This window comes from Bradyrhizobium sp. PMVTL-01, assembly GCF_051861855.1.
Classification (GTDB): domain Bacteria; phylum Pseudomonadota; class Alphaproteobacteria; order Rhizobiales; family Xanthobacteraceae; genus Bradyrhizobium.
The window spans coordinates 1,691,015-1,714,131 of sequence record NZ_CP193982.1 but is presented as its reverse complement, the minus strand read 5'-3'; the positions used below and the strand labels follow the sequence as shown (position 1 = coordinate 1,714,131).

At 57.6% G+C, this 23,117-nt stretch carries 19 protein-coding genes; 8 read left to right on the top strand and 11 right to left on the bottom strand.

Features of this window, described 5'->3' with window-relative positions; translation table 11 throughout:
- Positions 1-1,169 precede the first annotated feature (1,169 nt).
- Positions 1,170-1,919, top strand: coding sequence for a hypothetical protein (locus tag ACRQ5Q_RS08010; RefSeq protein ID WP_439396922.1), 750 nt, complete (start codon positions 1,170-1,172; stop codon positions 1,917-1,919).
- A 59-nt stretch (positions 1,920-1,978) separates the two neighbouring features.
- Entirely contained in the window at positions 1,979-2,698 is a 720-nt protein-coding gene (locus ACRQ5Q_RS08005; protein ID WP_439396920.1) for a hypothetical protein, read from the top strand.
- A 278-nt stretch (positions 2,699-2,976) separates the two neighbouring features.
- Here ACRQ5Q_RS08005 and ACRQ5Q_RS08000 read toward each other — a convergent pair whose 3' ends face one another.
- Complete coding sequence (locus ACRQ5Q_RS08000) at positions 2,977-4,623, bottom strand: NEL-type E3 ubiquitin ligase domain-containing protein (protein ID WP_439396918.1); 1,647 nt, start codon at positions 4,621-4,623, stop codon at positions 2,977-2,979.
- Positions 4,624-5,510: 887 nt separating this feature from the next.
- Here ACRQ5Q_RS08000 and ACRQ5Q_RS07995 point away from each other — a divergent pair.
- From ACRQ5Q_RS07995 to ACRQ5Q_RS07980, 4 genes are all read left to right on the top strand, one after another.
- Entirely contained in the window at positions 5,511-5,807 is a 297-nt protein-coding gene (locus tag ACRQ5Q_RS07995) for a hypothetical protein (protein WP_439396916.1), read from the top strand.
- Positions 5,808-7,851: 2,044 nt separating this feature from the next.
- Positions 7,852-9,114, top strand: a complete 1,263-nt coding sequence (gene modC, locus ACRQ5Q_RS07990) for a molybdenum ABC transporter ATP-binding protein (RefSeq protein WP_439396915.1) — start codon at positions 7,852-7,854, stop codon at positions 9,112-9,114.
- A gap of 974 nt (positions 9,115-10,088) precedes the next feature.
- Positions 10,089-10,643 (top strand): peroxiredoxin, encoded by a 555-nt coding sequence (locus ACRQ5Q_RS07985; protein ID WP_439396913.1) that lies wholly within the window; start codon positions 10,089-10,091, stop codon positions 10,641-10,643.
- A gap of 6 nt (positions 10,644-10,649) precedes the next feature.
- On the top strand, positions 10,650-11,198 hold the full coding sequence (locus tag ACRQ5Q_RS07980; RefSeq protein ID WP_439396911.1) for a carboxymuconolactone decarboxylase family protein: 549 nt from the start codon (positions 10,650-10,652) through the stop codon (positions 11,196-11,198).
- 225 nt (positions 11,199-11,423) lie between these two features.
- On the opposite strand, the gene ACRQ5Q_RS07975 is transcribed toward ACRQ5Q_RS07980, so the two are convergent.
- From ACRQ5Q_RS07975 to nifH, 7 genes are all read right to left on the bottom strand, one after another.
- Complete coding sequence (locus ACRQ5Q_RS07975) at positions 11,424-11,720, bottom strand: ferredoxin family protein (RefSeq protein ID WP_439396909.1); 297 nt, start codon at positions 11,718-11,720, stop codon at positions 11,424-11,426.
- 38 nt (positions 11,721-11,758) lie between these two features.
- Entirely contained in the window at positions 11,759-13,066 is a 1,308-nt protein-coding gene (locus tag ACRQ5Q_RS07970; protein WP_439396908.1) for an FAD-dependent oxidoreductase, read from the bottom strand.
- Between the two features lie 11 nt (positions 13,067-13,077).
- A complete protein-coding gene (locus ACRQ5Q_RS07965; protein WP_439396906.1) occupies positions 13,078-14,187 on the bottom strand; it encodes an electron transfer flavoprotein subunit alpha/FixB family protein in 1,110 nt (369 codons plus the stop codon).
- Between the two features lie 902 nt (positions 14,188-15,089).
- The gene (gene nifW / locus ACRQ5Q_RS07960) at positions 15,090-15,431 is read right to left on the bottom strand and encodes a nitrogenase stabilizing/protective protein NifW (protein ID WP_439396904.1); all 342 of its coding nucleotides are present in this window, start codon (positions 15,429-15,431) and stop codon (positions 15,090-15,092) included.
- 253 nt (positions 15,432-15,684) lie between these two features.
- Positions 15,685-15,822, bottom strand: a complete 138-nt coding sequence (locus ACRQ5Q_RS07955) for a hypothetical protein (protein WP_439396902.1) — start codon at positions 15,820-15,822, stop codon at positions 15,685-15,687.
- A 487-nt stretch (positions 15,823-16,309) separates the two neighbouring features.
- A complete protein-coding gene (locus ACRQ5Q_RS07950; RefSeq protein WP_439396900.1) occupies positions 16,310-17,086 on the bottom strand; it encodes a nitrogen fixation protein NifQ in 777 nt (258 codons plus the stop codon).
- Between the two features lie 147 nt (positions 17,087-17,233).
- Positions 17,234-18,118, bottom strand: coding sequence for a nitrogenase iron protein (gene nifH, locus ACRQ5Q_RS07945; RefSeq protein ID WP_128948000.1), 885 nt, complete (start codon positions 18,116-18,118; stop codon positions 17,234-17,236).
- Between the two features lie 573 nt (positions 18,119-18,691).
- On the opposite strand from nifH, the gene ACRQ5Q_RS07940 reads away from it, so the two are divergent.
- Both ACRQ5Q_RS07940 and ACRQ5Q_RS07935 read left to right on the top strand, forming a co-directional pair.
- Positions 18,692-19,105: an ArsC/Spx/MgsR family protein gene (locus ACRQ5Q_RS07940; protein WP_439396898.1), complete on the top strand. Its 414-nt coding sequence runs from the start codon at positions 18,692-18,694 to the stop codon at positions 19,103-19,105.
- Positions 19,106-19,565: 460 nt separating this feature from the next.
- Positions 19,566-20,297: an OmpW/AlkL family protein gene (locus ACRQ5Q_RS07935; protein WP_439396897.1), complete on the top strand. Its 732-nt coding sequence runs from the start codon at positions 19,566-19,568 to the stop codon at positions 20,295-20,297.
- 403 nt (positions 20,298-20,700) lie between these two features.
- Here ACRQ5Q_RS07935 and ACRQ5Q_RS07930 read toward each other — a convergent pair whose 3' ends face one another.
- From ACRQ5Q_RS07930 to ACRQ5Q_RS07920, 3 genes are all read right to left on the bottom strand, one after another.
- Positions 20,701-21,090 (bottom strand): (2Fe-2S) ferredoxin domain-containing protein, encoded by a 390-nt coding sequence (locus ACRQ5Q_RS07930; RefSeq protein WP_439396895.1) that lies wholly within the window; start codon positions 21,088-21,090, stop codon positions 20,701-20,703.
- 1,433 nt (positions 21,091-22,523) lie between these two features.
- The gene (locus ACRQ5Q_RS07925) at positions 22,524-22,712 is read right to left on the bottom strand and encodes a hypothetical protein (protein WP_439396893.1); all 189 of its coding nucleotides are present in this window, start codon (positions 22,710-22,712) and stop codon (positions 22,524-22,526) included.
- Positions 22,713-22,746: 34 nt separating this feature from the next.
- A complete protein-coding gene (locus ACRQ5Q_RS07920) occupies positions 22,747-23,106 on the bottom strand; it encodes a DUF3024 domain-containing protein (RefSeq protein WP_439396891.1) in 360 nt (119 codons plus the stop codon).
- Positions 23,107-23,117 lie beyond the last annotated feature (11 nt).

The following is a 23,117-nucleotide window of genomic DNA, read 5'->3' as shown; positions in this document are numbered from 1 at the left end:
TTTCAGGCATGCCTCGATTGTTACGGTGAGTATCCGGCTTAATCGCGTTCAAGCGTGTTCGAGTTGCATTGCCTTGCCAGACCGGCAGGATCGCCTGGAGCGCAAACTATAGCGGGCGGCCTCAGCATGCTCCGGTTGTTATTCTATACGAAGTTGACCATGACGTAGCTTTAGGCCGAGCCGGAATTTGCAAATCAATTACGTCAAGCGCGATCGATCAGAAGAGAGAGAACTTGACGCGCAGCTCGCAACCGATTTCAGGCGGACCTGCCTAACATATCGAAGGGTGGTCAGAGTGGGCGCCTTAAAACCCTAGCGTACAATGTCTTCCGCCCCAAGGAAGCGCCCAACGAGAGTGCACACCCGCCAGGCTATCGTTCATTCCACTAAGAATCCTTGTCGCCCGATAGTACGTAGCTCGGCGAAATCTCTGTCCAAGACAAGATCGCCGGTTCCGATCATCCGACGTCGGCTTCTTTTAACGGGCGTCCGATATCGCTCCCCACCGGTGCCTACCGTCGGCCAGCGGTCAGCTCTCCCTTCGATCTTGGTCTCAGTGACAGCGATAATCTCGCTGCAGACCGAACAGATGCATGCCTGCTATTGCATCACCAACGCGCTTCAGCGTTCGCATATACCGACATTCTTCAGCAGAGTGAGAGCTCGGTCGTTCAGGGTCAACTCTCGGGAATTAGGCAGCCAATTCGCTCTCGTCCGAATAGAAGACGATCTGATCCAGCAGACCTTTGATGGTCGGCCAATCCATAGTCGGGCCGCATAGCATCGCTTGATTTTCGCTCTCATTTAGCTCGCAATCTGACGCAACGTATGACTCGTTCGCTTCATGAAAATTGGATGGTGGTAGCGACGGCTTCCATCGCTCACCTATGGCAATGCAACGATCACCCGGCAGAAAGTTGATTCTTGCCCCCCGCATTCCAGCCGCCCACAAACCTCACGTAAATCACCGCTACAGGTGATTGCTCCATTCCCCGGCTCGCATCACCACACGACGTTACTCGCTTGATGTTGAAAACGTCTATCAGTTGCAGAACTCTCGCATCGAAGATTCATTGCCCCTTCTTTCCGCCATGTTCTCAACCAAAGCAGAGACCCGCCGATTGCGCACTTCGCGCGCGGCGATAGCGAGAGTCACAGGAGACGTTTCTATGGTAAAGCCCGTGGTAATTGTGGTCGGTGCGGACAAGGGAGGAGTCGGGAAGACGACCGTATCACGAACGCTACTGGACTACTTCAGCGTGAACAACGTGCAAACACGCGCATTCGACACAGAGTGGCCTCGGGGAACGCTGAAGCGCTTTTATCCTGGGATTACTGAGATCGTCGACATGACGACGACCACGGACCAGATGAAGATCTTCGATACCTTGAATTCAGGGCTGTCCGTCACTGTCATCGATGCTCGCGCAGGCCTACTGTCGTCTGCGCTGGCTTCCTTGCGCGACATCGGCTTTCTGGACTCGGCACGGTCTGGCCAGATCACATTTGCCGTGTTCCACATCCTTGGATCATCCATCGCGTCGCTAGACGAGATCGCGGAAACCGCGACTTTCATGAGCGGCGCAAAGTACTACCTGGTCAAGAACTTCATTAACGACACTCAATTCTTCCAGTGGGACCAAGCGACTTACAATTCCTATTTTCACCGCATCAAACATGCGACTGAGTTGACCATACCGAAGCTTAACGAGATGGCCTATGAGCAGGTGGAGATCGCATCCGTCCCATTCATAGACTTCGTCGCAAACAAAGCACGGAACGATGAACCCGCGAACAACTCCTTCGTGCTGCGCGGCTATGTCCGGCACTGGCTGGCAAATGTCTGGAGCGAATTTGACCGAATCAACTTGACGGAGTTGGCCGGAGCCAAGTCCGCCACCCGGGCCGGCGAGAAGTAGTCGCATATCTGGCGAGCTCAGGTCGGGCCCACGTACGGAACGAAATTGATCTGCTGGCTATGTTAGCAACCCCCATCTACATCATCTGCTCTCCTAGCCCGCAGGTCGGTAAAACCCTCATCGCTCGGGCCATGAGCGAATTCTTGCTGCTGAAAAACGGCACAGCATTGTCGTTTGATGTCAACTTGAAAGATCCGTCATTGCTCGACTACCTCCCCAACATCACGGAGACCGCGGATGTGATCGACACTTACGGCAAGATGCAGCTGATGGACCCTCTTATCATCCACGATCGTGTAGCCAAGGTAATTGACCTCGGCTTTCACGCCTTCGACGAATTCTTCAAAATGTGCGAGGAGATTGGCTTCATGAAGGAGACGGCGCGCTGCTATGTCGCCCCTATCATCCTCTTCGTCGCAGCCGCAGACCGTATCTCCCTTCGCGCTTATGACATGCTGCGGCGACGAATTCCGCCGACGTCGCTGATCACCGTCCACAATGAATTTGTACTGCGCGGCGGATTACCTGAGGCGATGGATAGCGAGCGGGTGATTCGCATTTCCGCACTTCCGCTGTTCCTAAAAAGGTATATAGACCGGCTTAGCTTTTCCTTCACTGGATATCTGCGCAACGAGAAGGACTGGTCCACCGAGCTGCATCAATGGATCCGACGGAACTACAGCATGTTTCGCGATCTGGATTCGAGTGTGACGCTGCGAAAGTCCGATCGACCGCGGTGGACGGATGTCGATGGCCTACGTTGCACAAGATCCACTTGAGAGTTCGGCCTGATCGCCATCTATTCGCCCGGGCTCTGAATGGTCGTTGATCCCTGACTTTGATGGCGTTCGCAACGCGAACGCATGGAGTTTTGTATGCGACTCTTCGCTTGGATCTCCATCCTTACCGTAATCGTCCCGAAGGACAGCACGAGGGGCAATTGACGGTGGCTCATTCGCGAATGCCTCTTCAAAGAGCACGTCGTCGAAGGAATCGATGACTCTCTTGACGTTGTGATCGGTTAGGCGGATCGGCGGGGCCTTCCTTCGGAGGGCGCTCATAGCTCAAGGTCGAGTTTCCCGAGCACCTGATGCAAGACCGCACTTTTGATCTCCCGGGCGATCTCGTTTCGTATCTCTGCGCCGAGGACCCGCTCGGCATCGGCATCGCCTGTCAGGCCATGCTCGGCCAGTCGCCCATTCAAGCGGGTTTCAAACTGTACGCCCATGGCGTCGACGAGCCGCTCCTGCATTTCAGTATAGACTTGGGGCGCGATGCGCCTCACCGCACTTTCCCATGGTTGCCAGCGCGCTGCCAAATAGTCCGGAAATTCCGCCGCTTCCTTCTCCCGCACCGATGCCTCGGCCCTCGCCACATCCTCCTCGGTCACGTGAGAAACGTTCATGAAGCGCATGTCGGGAGCGATGTGCCTCAGCTCCAGCGCGTCCCGCAGCTGGGTCTGGTAGGCAAGGTAGACCTCGATTTCATCGACGTCCGCGCCGGGATCGGCACGACGAAGCGAGTTGACCCTCTCGCGCGCGATCCCATCAAGCGCTTCCAAGCGAAACATGACGCGGCCGTTTTGAAGCAATTCGCCGACGCGCCCGTCATAGACGCCGTCCTCCACATCAGCGTTCAGGCGCGCTGTCTGCATGCCGTTCCAGACCAAAGTAATGCGATCTTCGCAGCTCGCGTTCGCTCCTGAAGCCAACTCGAAATACTGCTCGCGCAAACGCGGCCTGACGGCTGCCTGCCGCAGACCTTCGGAAACCGCCTGGCGGAACGTCTCATGATGGTAGTTCACGGTGCCCCGGAGCCTGTCAAGGAAACGTGCATAGTCCGCGGCCCCCGGCTCATGGGCGAAGTGTTGCCAAGCGGCCACTACCGTGGGCTCGCCCTCGAGCCAGTCCGCGGCAACCTCTTGCAGGGATCGCGCCGCAACCTCCAACGCTCGATTCGTGGTCGAGAAGAAAACCTGAGGGCCGGCATAGTGTCCGGCGTGCATCGCTGTTGCCAGACCGACCTGCACCCGATCGGCGAGCGGATTATTCTCCAGATCAACGCTCGACTCACCACTTAGGCGCGTCAGCAGGGTCTCGGGTACGCTGGTCAGCTGATTGTTGCTGGCGCCGAGCCATATCAGCTGGTGCGGGACGGTCTCAGGCAGGTTGGTCAGCCGATTGTGGCTGGCGCTAAGCCATTCCAGCCCGGCCGGAAGAGGTTCGGGCAGCTCCGTCAACTGATTGTAGTCGACGTTCAGAAACTCGAGCCCGGCCGGGAGCCGGGGTAGGTGGGTCAGGCGGTTACGGCTGGCGTCCAAGTCCTGAAGCGTTGCTGGAAGTTGTTCGGGCAGGCTTGCCAGCTGATTGTTGTCGACATTCAGGCGGCGCACGCCGGCCAGAATGGGCGCAGATAACGCAGTCAGGGATAGAGACGAGAGACCTAGAGGCTCATCGAGATCACCCGTGCCCCGCCAAGCCCTCGTTCGACTTATCGCCTGTTGCCGATCCTCATGTTGCCCCTGCCCGTCTTCGGCAGCCCAGTCGGCCAGCACCTCCTCCTGCCAGGGAGCCGCCTCGGCAGCGGACGCGTGCACGTCCCTCAAGGCCTCTCCCCACTGCGACGCGGCCGGAGAGCCCGGTTGGGAGCTTTCGGAATCGGAAGTTGCGGAAGGAGTACCTGCGCCGAGCTGTTCTGGGTTCATCGATTTGGTTTCTTAGGTAGCAAAATGGAGCGAACGCGCCGGGGCGGCGCATCTTAGACTGGTACTCCCCCACTATCGCTGGCACTCCACCGGCCGATCGAAACGAGGTGTGATCCCTCAATCCGGCCCTCCCGCACGACCGGCGCGACTAGGCTTCTGCAAGTGCCACCGAGCAAGTGCAGGCGGTGCAGCCGGCGACATCTCGCCCGTGGATCGGCTGATATCGGAGTCCACCCCGGTCTCGCCTCCGAGATTTGAGCCTTTTGAGCCGAGCCTGAGAGCGAGTAGCGATGTTCATGATATGGAAGCTAGGTGTCGTTAAGCTGACGGACACCGGAGCAACGAAGAAGACTGATGGCCACCTCGATTTCTCAACGTTAAGCTCGGTCCTGCGCAGACGAATCAGTTCGAGCTAGACCGCCTGGTGCTGCGTGCAGGCACGACGGCAGCGGCGCCCTTACGCCGGCAACTTGCTGTGGCTTGGGGCGAGCTAGCCCCACCGTCATTCTCCGCCTGGCGCAAGAACTTAGTCTCTGATTTTTGTTCAATTCTGTAGTTTGGCGACCACATCGGCGATTGCGAATGCCCGTAGCAGCGCGGATCTATTTAACTACTCTCCGGCCACACCAATCCTGTAGAGCGCTGGAATTGTGCAGGACACACGTATCGCGGCGCCGTGAAAAGGCGATGATCTGCCGCGGTTTATCGTCACGCGAGCAGTGTAGGGTGATATTGATTGGCAAGAGTTGCATACATCGAACTGCTCGCGTCAGGAAGAACGGCGCGGGAAATCGCAAGTCCTCGGCTCAACTAATCGGAACGCAAAGCCGAGGGACGGCCGCTCGACGACGATTGCCATGCTTGATACTCCAGGGACGAACATCTGTATGACTTCGATTGATGATACACTCAGTGAGATCAGATGGCTGCGAAACGAAATCTGGCGCTGCCGTCGGTTACTTAGTGCTGGCCTTCCTAGCGCGGAGCGCAAGCTCGTTGAGAAGCGGCTACTTGAACAGCTTTCTGTCTTTGAAGGACTCTTGTCGACGGCGTTTCCTTTGACCTTGGGGTCAACAGTGTATTCGGTCGAGAGCACCACCGGGCGAAGCGATTCCCCTGAAGCGGTCATCGAGAACGCCGCGATGACATCAAGCGTTACCTTCGACAAGTCGATCAGCGGCTAACAAAAGAGTTTTCTAGCTCAATCTGTTGCCTTCAGGCCGGCGGACCAGCCGAAGGTTAATCGCCAGCTGGGAAATGTAAGAAAAACCGGGATGGTCTTCTACCTGTCACAAGCGACTTCGCCACCTCCCTAAAACACCTAGTGCCGACCACGACACCATCGATTGGTGAGTAGTACAGAGTTCCCGCATGTGTCCGGCCCATCATCTCTACAACGCAGATTGTCCGCCGGACACTTACAGCGAACCGACAGCCCTCTGACGAATGCCTCGAAGTCGCCGAATGCGGCAGCGCTGAATAAAGCACAAATGCTGCAGTACGAAATCGAAATTAGGGGCGCACGTAACACGGGTGGGCGCACTCATCGCTGATCGAGGCCAATCGATTCACGGATCAGTCCTCAGACAGTTGAAGCTGTACCTCGGCAGGCTGATGCTCCAGCCCGATCGCCTTGCCACCACGCTGGCCACCCCCCAGCGCTAGTCAGTTTGAGCATCTCCCTAGCGTTCGAGCTCGCAACTGCCGCCCCTCACTCTCGATGAAGGCCCACGGGACGCCTATTCAGAGATTCTCTCGGTCCTTCGTTTCCGTCCGCGGGAGTTGGCATCATGCGTCGGCATTCGCGGCGCAAGTTTTTGAAGTTGTCCTTAAGACAAAAAATGGCCACGTCAACATCGCTGCGGCCTGTAAAGCGGTCACAGAAGCGGATCACGTCTGGTTTGCACGACACCAAAACGTCCTCGGCGCGACGATCTCGCGCTCGAGCGTATGCTGTGCACCACGTCGCTGCGATCGCGATCGCAGCGAGGGCGGCTGCACAGCGATGCGCGTTGCAAGTCCAGCCCATTAGTCGCGCTTGTTTCACCACACCTCTCTTAATCCGCATATGCTTCACTATTTTCTTTGCCCCGCGAGGGGGATCCGTTTACCGGATTGGAGCGCCTCCGCAGCCACTGGCTCGCTGTGCGGACCGACGCAATGACTAGGGCGCCAAAATCATCTTTCGCAACACGCATTGCGAAGACCGGGATGCAACAGAGATCTGCCATTTAGCGCTTGTGTGCCGATGTTGGCTCCCGATATGGCGTTCTGCGCCGCAATGCCTACAACCTGACGCTACGGTCGATTCAAGCGCTTTAAGCGCGCAGGCACCGCATATCATCTCATATCAGCCCTTTTCCCAAACGACGGATCGCCATCCGTCTCCTCTGCTCAGATGGGGAGATACACCAATCGGATGGCATGGGCTTGTGCATCACTGACGAGTATACGGACGCATATTCGCCAAGCATCATGCCCTCTGCGAGAGGCATCGTATCATTCGGGTGGCATCTCGTAGCTCCTACATGTGCGGTTGGTGACGCGAACGTCCAAAGTCTTACGATAAGATGCAACGATTTGAGACGCTGAGTGGAGACCGATACAAAGCCTGGCTTGCCACTAACCGCCCAGATATTCCTTGAAACGGCACACCGATTGCTGGGTGAGGATCAGCCAGTCGCCGCGAAGGAAGCGGTGCCGGCGGACCGGGGTTCCAATGAGGCTTATTCGATTCATTCTGATTGATTTGGCTTTGATGCTGCTCGCACCTGAGAGTGCAAAGGCCGCAATTATCATGCGGACCGGCGCAAACTTCAAATCGGCTCGCGAAACTCTGGGATGCTTGAGGCCGATTTCCGTCCCGAAGCCGGTGTTCAGCCCTGGCGTGATCCGACATCTTTACCGGCACACCGCTCAAGCCGCGCCATTCGAACATTCAGCAGAAGCCCTCGGCCCGCCAACGAGACTGACAACCTCGCGCGGCTGGAAAGCTGCTTACCTCTCAATGGGCAGCGCACAGCGTCCGATTGCCACGAGCCTAGCGGCTCGGAGATGGCCAATAAGACTGAGGTCTTGTCACCGATCTACGGTCCGCCCTCGCACCTTATGGCCCTCAGGCGAGCTGAAAACACCCTGCTGCAGCGGAATAGAATGGATCGTCGGAGGCATGGCGACCACCTCCATTGCAGCCACCGGGATCGTGACACAGATGAGAAGATACAGCACATGCGTAGGTTCATCAGAGAAGCCAAAAAGGGCTATATTGAAGTTGCCTTCAACGGCTCTCCCGCAAGCATTCCGCTGGATGCGCAATTCAGCCTACCCGCCAAAGGCGTCACAGCGATTTTTGGTCCCCCCGGGTGCGGTAAAACTACACTCGCGCGCTGCATCGCTGGCGTGCAGCGCCTACCAAATGGATTCTGTGCGATTGATGGGGAGATTTGGCAGGATGAGACGACGTTTCGACCACCTCATATGCGCCGCGTCGCATATGTCTTCCAGCCACCAATTCTCTCCTCTCAATTGTCTGTACGACGCACCCTTTTATACAACGCCTCAAAATCGGAACCGACACTGATCGATTTTGATGGTGTGGTCGAATTGCTCGCCCTGGCCCCGCTGCTCGAGCGTTCGCCATCACATCTTTCCGGGATCGAGCGACAGCGACTCGCCCTTGGCAGCGCGCTTTTAGGCCAGCCTCGGCTACTCTTGCTGGACGATCCGCTTCTTGTGCGCGACCGCGCCGCCAAATACGAGATCCTGCCATTTCTTGAGCGCATGCGGCAAACGCTTCCATTGCCATTGATTTACATCAGCCATGACATCGCTGATATCGAGCGTATTGCCGATCAGCTCGTCATAATGAAAGATGGCGCCGTGACTGCGGCCGGTCCGCTCAATGTCGTTCAGGGCGATCCGGCGCTTGCCAAGCGCGGCGAAGCGGCAGTCTGTCTTGATACGGTGGTCGGCGGTTATGACGGGCGCTATGGGCTGATCATGCTCCGCATCAAGGCTGCGCGCTTTCTCATACCTGGAGTGCCGCTTAGACCGGGCGCACAGCTGCGGCTGCGCATCGCTGCCGACGACGTCAGCATTGCGTGCGAACGTCCGCGCGCAAGCTCTATCCTCAATGCATTTCGAGCACGCATAACAGCCTCCCTGCCGCACGGCGAGGCTGAGGTCACCTTGGTTCTCATCCTTGGAACCGGCCGTTCTAGCGTACCGCTTTTGGCGCGCATTACGCGCCGCTCCTTTGATGTGCTACGGCTCAGCATTGGAGCGGAAGTATTCGCGGAGGTCGCGCGCGCCGTTCCGCTCGGGCTGCCGACCGGTTGCTTGCAACACCCGCCGCATCCGCACGAGCACCTTCGAGACAGGTATGCCCGGATGCGAGAGAGACGCCAACAAGACCACGGCCGTGATCTAGATGAAGTAGATCCGAATAGCTTCCTGCGCAGTTCTCTACCTTCCAAAAGACGATGTCGATAGGCTACTGGCCGGATTGGCTCACGATGTCGCGCAGCCAAAGCGTAGGCGTCGGCCGCAGGAGCGGCGACACTCGAGGCAAGCAAATGGCACGAACATTATGCTCGCAATCGACGTTGCGACGGAACAAGATCTAGAATTCCCAACCACTCGGCAGCCGAGCCTCGAGATCGAGGATTCGCCAAACAACGAGAAGCAGCTGGCAGGCGCCTACGCGCCGAATTCGTCCCGATAACCCGCGGCTAACGGACGTTCCGGAAACATGCCTTGCCGGCTGGCGAGCCTCACCGTGAAACTTGGCACGCTGGTGCCTTGTGATCGTCGACTATTTCAGCAGCAGGGTTCATATCCCAAGCGGCGGCGCGCGGCAGCTACGGTTATTGGTCAGGACCATACCGGACCACTTGAAGGTGACATTGAGGCTGCCGAGTACGTCGGCTCGGATATCGTCCATCGGACTCGTTGGCCATCTCCGGCAGCCGCCTTAGCTCGGGTGTCGGCTCCTGCCCGCCTTGATCCCTTGCGAACGCGCCAACTGTTGGCCTTCAATGGCGAGACGTCGCAGTTCAACGGCTCGTCCGCTAAATAGCCCAAGCCGACGTCAACCCCTAGTCGCCTCTGCCGTGCCCGCCGGTCGAGAACGAGATTGCTACGGTTCAGGACTGGCTGCCGTGTTCGCGCCAACCGCCCAGCCTGCGCTCGCGTACTGTCGAGCTCAAAGGCACCGCGATCGTAGGCATTCGTCTGCTGGCGTAGAGGGGTGTTTCTTAGGGTGGCCCCAACACGTTGTGTGCGAGCGCAGGTGCTCCAGATGACCGCCAGCTTAGCGGGATCGAGGCACCAAGCGCGCGAGCATGCCTGAAACCAAGCCGCTGGGTTTGTCTTGTTGCGCCCATTCCCGTCCTAGGAAGGGGTGGCATATAGTTTGCTCCAGCAGTGAGGTCACGATCCAAAAAAGCAAAATGTGTGAGGACAGCATGCTCGGAATTGGAAGTCAGTTGCCGCCCTTCGAAATCACGGGCGTGAAGCCCGGTTTTCAAGCGCAGGAAGAAGAAGGACAGAGTGCATTTGAGACGCTGACCGAAATGAGCTTTCCGGAAAAATGGAAGATCATCTTCTTCTATCCCAAGGACTTTACCTTCGTCTGCCCGACGGAGATCGCTGAGTTTGCCCGCCTTTCTAAGGAATTCGCTGACCGCGATGCGGTTGTACTGGGTGGTTCGACTGACAACGAGTTCTGCAAGCTCGCTTGGCGGCGCTCACATGTCGACCTGCATAATCTACCAATCTGGCAGTTTGCCGACACAAAGGGAATACTCGTCGATGGTCTTGGTGTGCGTTCACCCGAAGGGGTTGCCTATCGTTACACCTTTATTGTTGACCCCCAAAACACGATCCAGCACGTCTATGCGACGAATCTCAGCGTCGGGCGCAGTCCTAAGGACACACTCCGCGTTCTGGACGCACTGCAAACCGACCAGCTCTGTCCCTGCAACCGCGAAATCGGCGGCGAAACATTGAAAGTTGCTTGACGTCGCATGTCGTCGATCGAACAAATATACGAGAGGATTCCCGACTTCGCGGAGGATGTCAGGCTTAACTTGACCTCCTTGGTGGCCGATGACACGCTTTCGCCGCAACGAAAATACGGGGTGCTGCTGGCGAGCGCCATTGCCACCCGCAATTCAGTTCTGATTGCCGCGGTCGAATCGGCAGCCGCCGCCGTGATGACATCTGTAGCGATCGCTGCAGCGAAAGCCGCGGCGGCTCTAGGGGTGATGAACAACGTCTACTACCGCTTCGCTCACCTCGCTTCCAACCCGGAATACAAGACGATGCCGCCGCGGCTGCGTATGGACGTGAGCGCCAATCCCGGCGTGGACAAGGCCGATTTTGAGTTGTGGTCGCTTGCTGTCTCCTCCATAAACGGCTGCGGTGTCTGCATCGATGCCCATGAGAAGACACTGAGAGCCGTGGGCGTCAATTCGGAAGCGATCCAAACCGCCGTGCGCTTTGCTGCGATCATACAGTCAGTGGCGATCGCAATCGAGGCCGCTGGGCCTGTCTCCCCTCAGGCGGGAGACTGATCTTTCCTCTGCCATCCGCTCCAGGGCACTGGGGCGCACTCAGTGGCGCCACAACCAGCCCTTTGCGGGTTCCGAACGAGTGTGATATTTGCAAGTCATGCGTTGCGCAGCGTCCCCATGGCGTGTCTTGCTCGAATACCCGGAGATCCAACTGACGGTGAACGCGCCACGGATACGGTGAGATTACGCCTAACGTTGGTCCCACCACTGCCCTGCGTCCCTTCGTCAGCCAAACTTGAACAGAACGCCATATCCGCCACGCGGATGGCTCCATTGGATGTCGCCGCTTGGCTCGGCGATCACGCGGCAGGTACCGCACTCGATGCAGCCGTCAACTGCTATCTCGACTTGGCCGTCGTCGTTGAGCTCGTAGCATCGCGCCGGGCATGCCTTCAAAAGTGCGAGGAGCTGCGGCGATGGCGTCTTGTGCGCACGGATCCTGACGTGAGGGTGGCCGACGTCGACAAGATAACGGTTGTAATACAGCTTGTCTTCGACGCGCACGGAGGGTTCGACATTCATGCTTTTGCGTTCCATTGTTGGGCTTCACACTGTTGCGGTCAGCGCCAGGCCCTGGCAAGACGACAAGCATCGCCGACCAGACCTGACCATGACCGCGCCTTGACGAAGGATTTCAGGCTCGCCTTCTCCTTCTCAGCCTTGGGCGTACCATCGACGCGCACAAAGTTCTGCATCGCCTTGGAGATGAGCTGCGGATAGGTGAGAAAGAAATTTTGGGAGTGGGTATGCATGAGGGGTGGCAAATCCTTGTACTTCTTCAGATCTTTGATGACGAAAGTTTCGTCCAGCATCTTCTTGTAGATTGACAGATTTGCTGAAGTCATCGGTTCACCGCGCGATTTGATCAGTCCGATCGCTTCGGCGGCTATACGGCCGGAGGTCATCGCGAGATTTGAGCCCTCACGATGAATGGCATTGTTAAGTTGGGCCGCATCGCCCACTACGACCCAGCCTTCCCCATAAAGCTGCGGGATGGATTTGTACCCGCCTTCTGGAATGAGATGCGCCGAATATTCCTTTACTTCCGACCCTGCTATCAGGGGCGCCACAGAGGGATGCCTCTTGAATTGATCGAGCAGGCCGTACGGCGTTTGGCCGGTCCGCTGGAAGTCGGCGACGAGACAACCGATGCCAAGCGAAATGCACTCTTTGTTGGCGTAGATGAAACCCATCCCAGTCATGCCGCGGGAAATCGTACCGGCAGCCTCGATCACGACGCCTTCATCGCCCTTGAGGTTGAAGCGCGCTTCAATGGTCTCACGAGGTAAGAAATGCATTTCCTTCACGGCAAGCGCAACGGTATCGGGGGTCGGACGCGCGCGCAGGCCCGCACGCGTGCCGAGCAGGCCATTGACGCCTTCGGCCAGAACGACGACGTCGGCATGTATTTCCCCGTCTCGGCGATCTGTACGAACACCGACGATCCTTTTACGGTCGTCCTGCGCGAGCTCTGTGACGGTCGTCTCGCACAGCACGATCGCGCCAGCTTCCCGGACCTTGGAAGAAAACCATTTGTCGAACTGGGCACGTATAATCGTGTAGCGGTTCGGCCGCTCCTCGTTGAAGTCCTCTGAACGGTAGTGCATGCCGACATGGGAACGATCGTCCATCATCCAGAACCGCTGTTCGATCACGTGCCGTTCGAGCGGCGCCTCCTCTCGAAACTTGGGAACCAGCTTTTCCACCATGTCGGCATAGAGGATGGCCCCTTGCACATTCTTCGATCCGGGATATTCGCCGCGCTCGAGCTGCAGCACTTTCATACCTTGTTTGGCCATCGTCAATGCCGCCGCGTTGCCGGCCATACCGGCTCCGACCACGATCGCATCGAATCTCTCTTCAATCATCAGAATCTCCTCTAGACCGCAATCCTGGCGCGCGACTCCGGCAAAAGCCGCGCGCGAAATGCGGCCGTCAACGCCGGTAGCAATTGCATGGCATCACTGACGATCGCGAGGTGGGCGAAGTCGAAGATCGGAGCGTTCTTGTCGGTATTGACGGCCACGATTAGATCCGCGCCCTCGACGCCAACTCGGTGCTGGATCGCACCGGAAATGCCCGCGGCAATATAGAGCTTCGGCCGGATGGTCTTGCCCGTCTGGCCGATTTGCCGGTCAGGCGTAACCCACCCTTTTTGCACAAGAGGACGCGAGCAGCCATATTCAGCGCCAAGCAGAGTTGCGAGCTCGCGCACCAACCGAAAATTCTCAGGCGTTCCCAGCCCCAGCCCGCCCGCAACCACGACATCGGCATAGGCAAGATTGGACGTTTCTGCATCGCGGTCGGGTAGGAACGACAATACTTTTGTGACTATATCTTCTTCGAGAAGGCCGAGCGGATGAACGATAATACGAGCGGCATCGCGCACAACACGTTCGGGCATCGGCATGACCCGCGGGCGGACCGTGGCCATCTGCGGACGATAATTCAAGGTATAGATTGTGCAGAGCAGCGAGCCGCCAAAGGTTGGACGCGTCGCCGCAAGCGAACCATCGGCGTCCACGTCCAGCGCGGTGCAGTCGGCAGTGAGCCCCGTCGACAGAGTCGTCGCCACGGAACCTGCGAGATCGCGACCGAGCGTCGTCGCACCCAACAGCAATATCTCGGGCTTGTAAGTATTGACGAGTTCGGTAAGTGCTTTGGTATAGGACTCGTTGCGGTAATCTGACAAAACATTGTCGCTCACGAGATAGGCCAGATCGGCGCCATAGCAAAAGGCGTCAAGTGCGGCATTACGTGTGTGCTGCCCCTCCGGGCCGATAACGACGGCGGCAAGATTCACCTTTAGCTTGTCGGCAAGGCCGCGCCCCGCACCCATGAGCTCCCAGGAAACAGGATGCACTTGGCCACGCTCCAGCTCGACGAAGACCCAGACGTGCTTGTAGGACTTGAAGTGCTCCGGCAGTTCTTTTTTGGCTGCACCGCGGCCGGCCCCCGATAGCATGGCCGTTCTGCTGACGTTGCTCATAGTCTAAATTCCTCTCAACGATAGGCGCGCCCGCGCCACGGGTTGCTTTTTCGCTCGCGTTAACTGAAGTTCACTTTTGGTCAGCAAGTGGCTGACTGCTATGCCCGCTTGCGTGCTCACACCGGTCGCACAACAATACGCGTCGTCGCAATAGACGTACCCGTTCGGCCGGATTTGGAGAGACCTTGCAAACTGAATCCTTGCGGGCGAGGTTCGACGAGCGCCACCGCGGCTGGCCAGGACGCCGTGCTGATTCTAACCGGCCGCTCCCAGCCCTGGTTGATGAGTCCGTTCGCCGCGCCTCGAGCGCCAGCAGTCTGTATGGGCCGATGCTACCGCTCTTCGTGGCGTAGTTTCTAACCGCTATGAGATGGAGACAAATTTGAGCGGAATCGGGAGCCGATTTGATGCGGATGCTGCTGTGCGTACCCGCCATAGGAGTAGCGCGAAGGGGAAACTTATTCATTGACCACCATCTCACCGTCGCTACGAAACTGCGACCGCGTCAGAGACCGTTGCGAAGGGCCCTGCCGGGATCGTGCGCCTCGATAAGACGGCGCAGGGCGGCTCGGCAGGCAGTAACAGCAGCATCATGGCTCCTCCTTCAAAATCATTGCCGACACTACCATCTGTCGGCATTGATGATCGGATCAGCGGGACATCAGGCAAGTGTCGTACCAGTTGCAAAGACGGTGAAAGTCGGTGGAAAGTAATGGCTTGCGCCACACTTCAAACCGCTGCTGATATCGTAGTCACGAACAAAACAATTCAGACATGGGCGGGAATACGACAGTCCTTGCTGGGGTGATGGCCGCAGGGACTTGCCCCCGAAAACAGAAAGCTTGCATTAACGGAGCGCCTCGGCCCCTTCGGGCAGACTTCGCTTACAGTGGAATGCTCAGTCACTTCAACTCGCTCAAAGGGACAAAGGCCCCAGGCTTCCTAGGGTCTACGACGGCATCCCTCAAAACCTTGAACACTCGCTCCTGGATCGGTGACGATGCTACGAAATCTGCATAGGCCTGCTCCAACATCGCCTTGCATCGAGCTCTGATTTCCGGCTCTGCGGCACCAGTAAATTGCTCTTGGGCGAAGTATTGTCCCATGCGCTTTAGAATGTGAAGGCGCGCGACATTCACGATCTTAGGGTCGTACTCGACCCCAAGCAGCAAGAAAAACTCCTCTGCCGATGCGGCCTTGCCGAGTCGATCCAGGATACCCGCTCCTGGGGATGAGTTGGTCATGGAACATTCTCCTTCGGATTAGTTCTGAACAGCGCCCACACTGAGCGGATCTGAAATACTAAAGCGACGCGCGCGCGTCTTTTGCGCTGGCTATCCGTCTATGAGAAATCGGTGACGGCGCGGAGGGAGTTCTCATCATCGACGGCGACCTCATGTTCGCACCCCGCGATATCCTAGTACTTACTTCACCCATTCCACACCGAGTCCTGATGACCACACAGCTTGGAGGCGGTCTGGATATCGCAGGTTGGGATCACGTATTGATCATGACCACCTTTGCTTCGATCGCCACGTCGGGACCGGCTTCCCGTGTCCGCGCACCAGCCCGTGATGGCAGCGGAAGATCTGCTTCGATGATGGCGCGGATGGTAGCGATGTCTTTGTTGCTCATGCACGGCGTTCCGTCGGAGTCTTTGAGACCCCGCCCCACGCCGGCGGCCGCGCAATCGCCAGCTTCTCCTCGTCGGCGAACGCAACGCCACGTGCCTGCTGGCCATGGCGTAACGGCGCCGCGTTTACCGCGGTTGAGTTGGCGCACGGGTTTATCGGACCAAGCCGATTTGGCGGGGGTGCTGGCCGCAACCACTCGGGAGCTCCTCATCGTTTGAACTGCCGACACTCCAGCAACCAGCATGCCAGCCGGTCGTAACAGTCGACCCATTGAAGAAGCTAACGCCTCTTTTTCCGATCTTCTTCAGCCAATGGATTGTCGCAAATGCGACAGCGTTATGAAACGGAACGCGCCTCCCTACGACAGGTTCGTTGCGGCGCATCAGGATGAGAGAATTGTAGCGGAGCACTCGATCCTGCCGCCTTGAACACGTGGCCATCCGCTCGCATCCAAATGCGTCACCCACGTCCTCCTCTCACCCGGAGGACTACAAATCCGACGACGCTGTCTCGGGTGAGGGTGCGGTTGCGGGCTCTCCTGGCATTTCAAATACCTGGCCGCTGGCCACATCCGGCCAAGCTGTGGCCTGCAACAGCAAATCGCGCCGGCGCTCGGCCATCCGGCTCTCGCCGCTTTCTTCGCCGAAGCAGATGTTGAAGTCGTCGCATTGAGTGCACACGGGTGTCGTGCACATCCCAAGCCCTTCATTCTCGCAAAGCATGCGGTAGAGGAAGCGCTTCCAACGCATATTATTGACATTGCGCGCGGCGAGCGGCGCGAAATGCCGGCTCAGCAGCAGAGAGAGTTCGCCACGATTGCGCAAGCCCAGAGCTTCCCAGAGATGGTCCGGCTCAATGGCGCGGCGCGCGATCATCGCGGCCAGCCAGCGGCCGATATCCCCTTCGGTCGAGCGTTGCTTGAGCAACAGATCGCGAACCATTGCGATCTCCTCGTCGTCTTCCCACCTGAAAGGCAAAGCCTGCTCTGCGGCCTTGATCTCGGTTGAGGGAAAGTACCGCTCCAGCAAGGCCGCTAGTTCAACGCCGGATAGGCCAACCTTCTCAAGAAAGGAGCCACCGTCCATCGTGGCAGCGGCTAGGATAGACGCCAGAACGTGGCGATCGAAATTGCTATCTGTGGCGATATCGGCATCTGCAGGATGCCTGCCGGTGAGCAGACGGTAGGCCGTAATTCCCCTATGCGACTGGCTGTTGGCATCAACAGCACAAGCAGCCACGAACGGAAAGATGTGCGGCTCGGACATAACTCTGTGGGTCTTCCCAATGCAAGGATTGTTACGGCGCACCCTGGCTTTGGCGACCTTCGTTTGTCAGTATGCCGGTCTCCCGGGAGGATGGTGAGGGAGACCGGCATCTGTCGCGCGCCTTTATAAGGCCGCGACTCGCGACCTTTACGAAGCTGCGAGTTCGGCGGCAGTTTTGCCGATGATTGATTCATCGACGGGCTTCATAATGCCATGCTCCATCAGCATGTCCTCGAGCTCATCCATTGAGATCGGGGTCGGGATGATGCCTTTGCCGCCATTATTGTGAACCTTGGCCGCGAGCTTCCGATAGTGATCAGCCTGCTTGGAATCCGGTGCATACTCGAGCACCGTCATGCGGCGTAGCTCTGCATGCTGCACCACGTTGTCACGGGGCACGAAGTAGATCAGCTGAGTTCCTAGCTTCTTGGCCAACGCTTCCGCCAGTTCCAGTTCCTTGTCGGTCTGCCGCTCATTGCAGATCAGACCGCCCAGCCGCACCCCACCAGAGTTCGCGTATTTCAAGATCCCCTTGGAAATGTTGTTTGCGGCATACATCGCCATCATTTCACCAGACATCACGATGTAGATCTCCTGCGCCTTGTTCTCGCGGATTGGCATCGCGAAGCCACCGCAAACGACATCGCCAAGCACATCGTATGAGACATAGTCGATGTTCTCGTAGGCACCGTTCTCTTCCAGGAAATTGATCGACGTGATGACACCGCGGCCGGCGCAGCCGACACCTGGCTCTGGACCACCGGACTCCACGCAACGAATGTCTTTGTAGCCGACCTTCATTACGTCCTCGAGCTCTAGGTCCTCCACACTGCCGGCGCTCGCGGCGAGGCTCAAAATCGTGTCTTGAGCCTTGGCGTGCAGAATGAGGCGGGTCGAGTCCGCTTTCGGATCGCACCCTACAATCAGAATTTTCTGACCCAGCTCGGCTAGCGCCGCCAGCGTGTTCTGTGAAGTGGTGGACTTGCCGATGCCGCCCTTCCCGTAGAACGCGATTTGTCTTAGTGAAGCCATGTTGCTCTCCATCAACCGATTGTCCAAAAGCTCGCGCTTCTCGCGCGAGCTTGTTTCTCTCGCAGAAGCGGGGGCCACACGGGTTGAAGGGAAGGAGCGCATCGCTCGCCTTACGCGTCGGCCTGCACTCAGCCCTCACTCAGTGTTGCTGCCGCTTATTAGCAACGGCCGTGCCAACGCTTGACCGCGCACCTTAAGCTTCTGATTACGTTACCAAAAGCCAACCAGCTGGTGCGTGATCGTTGGCCATTTGGATCTAACAGAACCTGCGCGGCTGTCGGACATCGAACAAACCACAACCATCAGCGCCAGAAAACGGAATTGACGGCACCTATTCCGATGTCTCAGTTGTGGAACGGAACTTGCCGTTCCTCTGATAAGAGGGGGCAATTTGAGGAGAATGAACATGCCGGTCGGGCTCGAAACCTGGCGTACCCGCGGCGGCGGTTGCAACTACGGTACGGCGCCTTGTGCGCTGATATTGGAGATGATCAGCAAGCATTTCAAACACGGCAGCCGGATGCAGCAGCGCCGTGCCACCCGTTCGTCTCACAGAGCGTACATAGGTTTGCCGTGGCGACAATCATTTTCTATCAGAAGCCCGGCTGCGCCACGAATGCGCGTCAGATTCAAGCGTTTCAATCCGCGGGCCACGACGTGGTCGTCAAAGACATCTTGACAGAGCCATGGCAAGCGGACGAATTGCGCAGCTTCTTCCGCAATATGCCCGTCGGCTCCTGGTTCAACCGAGCCGCGCCTCGTATCAAGTCGGGCGAAGTCAACCCCGATGCTGTCGATGCTGCAAACGCACTTGCACTGATGGCTGGCGATCCGCTCCTGATACGACGACCGCTGATTGACGTAGACGGGGCACGATGTGCCGGACTCGATCATGGGCTCGTTCTGTCGCTACTTGGCCGCAAGGCTCACGATGAGCTCGATGGATGCTCGCAAGAAGCGAGCCGCACGTGTTGCCCGCACACGTGAGGAAACGCTGAGCGTTTGCCATGCCAAAAATGACGTGCTCCACTGGCGGCTTGCACGAGCAGTAACAGAGTTGGCCTCTGCTGAGACGGCCCGCGCAGGTGCCTACTCCGTAGGGAGGCATCGCCAATATTGCGCTTGAATGTCGCCCGTCCGCCTTAGCGACCCATGAGAGGATTCGCCGCAGGGGTGGCTTTATCACGCATGACTTCCGTGGCTTGGATTAGATCAGAGCACCAAGCCGAGAGGCAGCTGCTTCGAGAGCCTCGCTCAGACGACCTCTTGGATACACTAACGATCAGAACAGATCACCACGCTTCACCGGTGTGATCCTAATACAACTTACAGGCATGATTGCACTAACCGCCGCTCTCATTTTGATCGATATCAAATCCTCCGGCAGCCCCAATGTGTGACAGAGACCTTGCGCGGCATCTCGCGCGACTTTGGAATGGAGAATTCGATGAAAGCAAGAACAGTTCTGGCGATGGCATCGGTCCTCGCGCTAGCGCCCCCGTTGGCCAGCAACTCGGCACGTAGTGCGGATCTGGATCCGGCGCCCGTCTACTATAAAGCGCCTCCAATTGAACCCCGCAACCCATGGATGATCCGCTTGCGCGTGCTCGGCGTTTTGCCGGATACCGCAGGAAGTTCGGTCAACGTTTCCGGGACGCCATCGCTCTCATCACCACGTTCTGGGCTTTCGATCAGCGATCAAGTCATACCAGAGCTGGACATCACCTATTTCTTCACAAACAACTTAGCCGCTGAACTCATTCTCGGCGTGACTAGCCATCACATCAGCGGCAATGGCGCGCTCACTGGGCTCGATATCGGAAAAACCTGGCTGTTGCCGCCTACACTGACCCTGCAATATCACTTCCCCGATTTTGGGCCGCTTAAACCTTATCTCGGCGCCGGCATCAACTACACTGTATTCTTCAATCAATCGGCGGCCAACACGTCGCTCGCCGGTCTTGCCGTCACCGATCTACACCTCAGAAACCAATTCGGCGCTGTGATCCAATTCGGCTTCGATTACATGCTTGATCGTCACTGGGGCCTCAACTTTGACGTGAAGAAGCTGTGGCTGCGGCCGGAGTACTCGGCGACCATAAACAATGCGATTGGCGTTACCGGCCGCGCAAATATCGATCCATGGCTCGTCAGCGGCGGCGTCGCTTACAAGTTCTGACCAGAGAACGGGGTCATAAAGGAGACTTCGTTTGATCAACTCGGACGCAGCGAGCTCATCGAGCGCATCTCGGACTCTCACCGCACTGTGACAGGAAGCCGGCTGACGCGTCAACGACGCGTCAGCTCGCAAGAGAGGGACCCATTCGCAGCATTGCGCCCGCTGCGACACTTACGGATCGTGCCGCACGAGAGTCACAGTACACAAACCTTGACACGGCTTATAATCATATGGCTGTTTCGTCGCGCGGTGCAACGGAGCCATTTTCCAGTTTTGGCTTTATAGAACCGGTACGCCGCGCCAAGCTCAATGACCTGGTGTCAACGGACTCCTGAGCGCAAGGTGCCGGTTAACCTCAGACGATCTGAGTTCCCAACGGCCGGCTCACGGACGAACAAGCCGTTCATCCTCGCCCGCCAGGGCAAGTGGCCGCAAGCGACGCCCCTAGCTTCGCTTGAAGCACCATGACAAGGCGGTCGACACGTTTGCCCTGCTTGAGGTGGGAGTTGACGATCTCGTCAACGTCCTCAGGCGTGGTCGCGCGATACCAGACCCCGTCGGGATAGACAACCAGTAAGGGACCATCGTTACAAAAGCCAAGGCAGCCCACTGTCGCGAAGCCAATATCGTTGAGGCCTTGCGCTTCGATGGCGTTGCCCATTCGATCCCAGAGAGCTTCCGCGCCGGAGGCGCCGCAACTGCCGTGCGGATGGCTTGGCGGACGCCACGTGTTGCACGCGAAAACATAATGCCTATAGAGCTGAGGAAGATCAACTTTGTTTTCTGAATTCACACACCTATTCTCCGATAGTGGACGAGGGATGAGGTGTGAGCACATAGTCGCCCACAACGTGTAACAACGAACGCCCGTTGGCGATCGATACGACTGATTCTCACTCGCCTTGCGAAAGCAGCCGGAATGAGAGGGCGGCATAGTCGTTGTCGCCGCTTAAGATGAGCAATCGATACCTTGGCCTCCGAAACCGCTTCCTGATCGATACCAACGTCTTCTTCCGTCATCCCGATTTCATTATTCATTCACCACTCACTTGGCACCGAAAGTCTCGAAAGCAAGTTGCACACCAGATGTGTAACGGGCGCGTCTTCCAATTCGCCGCAGTCGCAACAATGTCGGCATTCTCGCCCATAGTAGCGATCCGAGATCGGGCTAAAAGCCCATGGTCTCGCTCAGAATGATGCGTCGGTCGGACTGATTCGATCTGCTCGCTCATCAAGTCGCCGACGATCAGTTCGCTGATGCCGGCCCCGCGGCTTCCTGCTTGAAGGCATCGACCGCAGTCCGGCTCAGCCGAAAAACCCCTCGGCCCCGAGCGAGCGGCCGATAAGCCGAGCTCGCACGGGTGTTGAGGACATCAAACCACTGGTTCGGAGTAAGCTTTGCTGGACGCTCGCTGATTTGTATCACGCGCCCGTTCGGGGCGAAGCGGACGTGGATGATGACTTGTTGAGAGTTCATACCGATTCCCGATTTCTGGAACATTTCTCTTGCGGCATTCTGGATGCGTTGTCTTCGGCGGGCCGGCCCCCTCCTGCACTGGGCGGATCACGATCTCGCTCGGAAACGCCGTACAAACCAGGTATCCTTGGTCAGCTTGCTCATCACTTGCGCTGACAAACCCTAAGCTCACCCCAATGTGAACCTCTCGTACTTCTTTGTCTTCGATGACGAGCATCTCAGTCAATCGCCGCGCAGGCGCCCACGTTTTCGCCACATATTTCATGGTCTCGACGATAAACTCGCACTTCTTGTTCGCGAGACCGGTGTGAAATGGAAGCGACAAGACGCGATTGGCTATCTTCTACGCAAGCAGAAAGTAGCCACATCCGTAGCCGGCGATAGGTTAGTTGCGTTGCAAGCATTCGCGCAATATGGACACCGTTTCAACCGGTGTGCCGCGCTGCTCATCGATAACGACGCAGTGCTCCGATCGCGTGAAGTGCACCTCAACATAACCGGGAGCATGCGATCAACTCACCTCTGTCACATCGGGCGCAACATAAAGCGACCCGACACCTTCACATGATTGCAGATGCCCCCCGTAACACTGCGCGACCATTCGACACCCTGTGGGATTTCATCGGAAGGCTTAAAATGCGCTAGGCCATATTCCGCTGGTTCAGTGCTCACCGCCCAAGCTTCATCTTAGCCAATACGATCCCAGTCGCTCGCGTTCGGTCGGCCGTAAGCTGCACGCAGTGGTCCGATCAATCGAGCAGATGAAGATCGAAACCAGGACACTGTTGGAACGGCTGATCCGACAAATCTGACGCATCACAGCGCACACAAGCCAGCTGCGGAGAGCCGCGGCGCAGCTCGACAAAGTGACCCATGTCGGCGTCATCGACAGCACGCAGTTGTTCGAATTCGATCAATCGGCCCGTCGCGGGCGTCATCGTCGTTCCTCTATCCCTCGGACACGGCAGCCTCTCATTGCCAGAACAGGCGCTCGGGATCCGCGTTCAACTCGTCGATTGCAGGAGTCAAGCGGTGATAGAGGCTGTAAAATTCCCAGACTCCCCCCGCGTGATTCTTGTGAAACAGCTTCCAGATCCCGCTCACGGAATCATAGAGAATCAGCGCGACGTCGACCAAAGCGCCATCCTTGTCGATGTTGCGCGAGCAACAGGGACTCTCGATGAGGTAGCCGCCCCTCACTGGCGTTACGTTTGGCGAGACGTAGAGATAGCGCTTCCGCGCGCTCAAGCCGCGCTCGATCCGTTTGCGATCAAGCTCGTTGGGGTGAGGCACTAGCCCCGTCTTTGCTTTCCTCATCAGTGCGGCATTCATGACGAAGGCCT

Coding starts and splice junctions, on each gene's coding strand:
- ACRQ5Q_RS07925 (WP_439396893.1), bottom strand. CDS start 22,712: ATGACGCCCGCGACGGGCCGATTGATCGAATTCGAACAACTGCGTGCT.
- nifH (WP_128948000.1), bottom strand. CDS start 18,118: ATGGCTTCACTAAGACAAATCGCGTTCTACGGGAAGGGCGGCATCGGC.
- ACRQ5Q_RS07955 (WP_439396902.1), bottom strand. CDS start 15,822: ATGAGCAACAAAGACATCGCTACCATCCGCGCCATCATCGAAGCAGAT.
- ACRQ5Q_RS07935 (WP_439396897.1), top strand. CDS start 19,566: ATGAAAGCAAGAACAGTTCTGGCGATGGCATCGGTCCTCGCGCTAGCG.
- ACRQ5Q_RS07980 (WP_439396911.1), top strand. CDS start 10,650: ATGTCGTCGATCGAACAAATATACGAGAGGATTCCCGACTTCGCGGAG.
- ACRQ5Q_RS08005 (WP_439396920.1), top strand. CDS start 1,979: ATGTTAGCAACCCCCATCTACATCATCTGCTCTCCTAGCCCGCAGGTC.
- ACRQ5Q_RS07975 (WP_439396909.1), bottom strand. CDS start 11,720: ATGAATGTCGAACCCTCCGTGCGCGTCGAAGACAAGCTGTATTACAAC.
- ACRQ5Q_RS07950 (WP_439396900.1), bottom strand. CDS start 17,086: ATGTCCGAGCCGCACATCTTTCCGTTCGTGGCTGCTTGTGCTGTTGAT.
- nifW (WP_439396904.1), bottom strand. CDS start 15,431: ATGACCAACTCATCCCCAGGAGCGGGTATCCTGGATCGACTCGGCAAG.
- ACRQ5Q_RS07985 (WP_439396913.1), top strand. CDS start 10,089: ATGCTCGGAATTGGAAGTCAGTTGCCGCCCTTCGAAATCACGGGCGTG.
- ACRQ5Q_RS07970 (WP_439396908.1), bottom strand. CDS start 13,066: ATGATTGAAGAGAGATTCGATGCGATCGTGGTCGGAGCCGGTATGGCC.
- ACRQ5Q_RS07995 (WP_439396916.1), top strand. CDS start 5,511: ATGACTTCGATTGATGATACACTCAGTGAGATCAGATGGCTGCGAAAC.
- modC (WP_439396915.1), top strand. CDS start 7,852: ATGCGTAGGTTCATCAGAGAAGCCAAAAAGGGCTATATTGAAGTTGCC.
- ACRQ5Q_RS07965 (WP_439396906.1), bottom strand. CDS start 14,187: ATGAGCAACGTCAGCAGAACGGCCATGCTATCGGGGGCCGGCCGCGGT.
- ACRQ5Q_RS08000 (WP_439396918.1), bottom strand. CDS start 4,623: ATGAACCCAGAACAGCTCGGCGCAGGTACTCCTTCCGCAACTTCCGAT.
- ACRQ5Q_RS08010 (WP_439396922.1), top strand. CDS start 1,170: ATGGTAAAGCCCGTGGTAATTGTGGTCGGTGCGGACAAGGGAGGAGTC.
- ACRQ5Q_RS07920 (WP_439396891.1), bottom strand. CDS start 23,106: ATGAATGCCGCACTGATGAGGAAAGCAAAGACGGGGCTAGTGCCTCAC.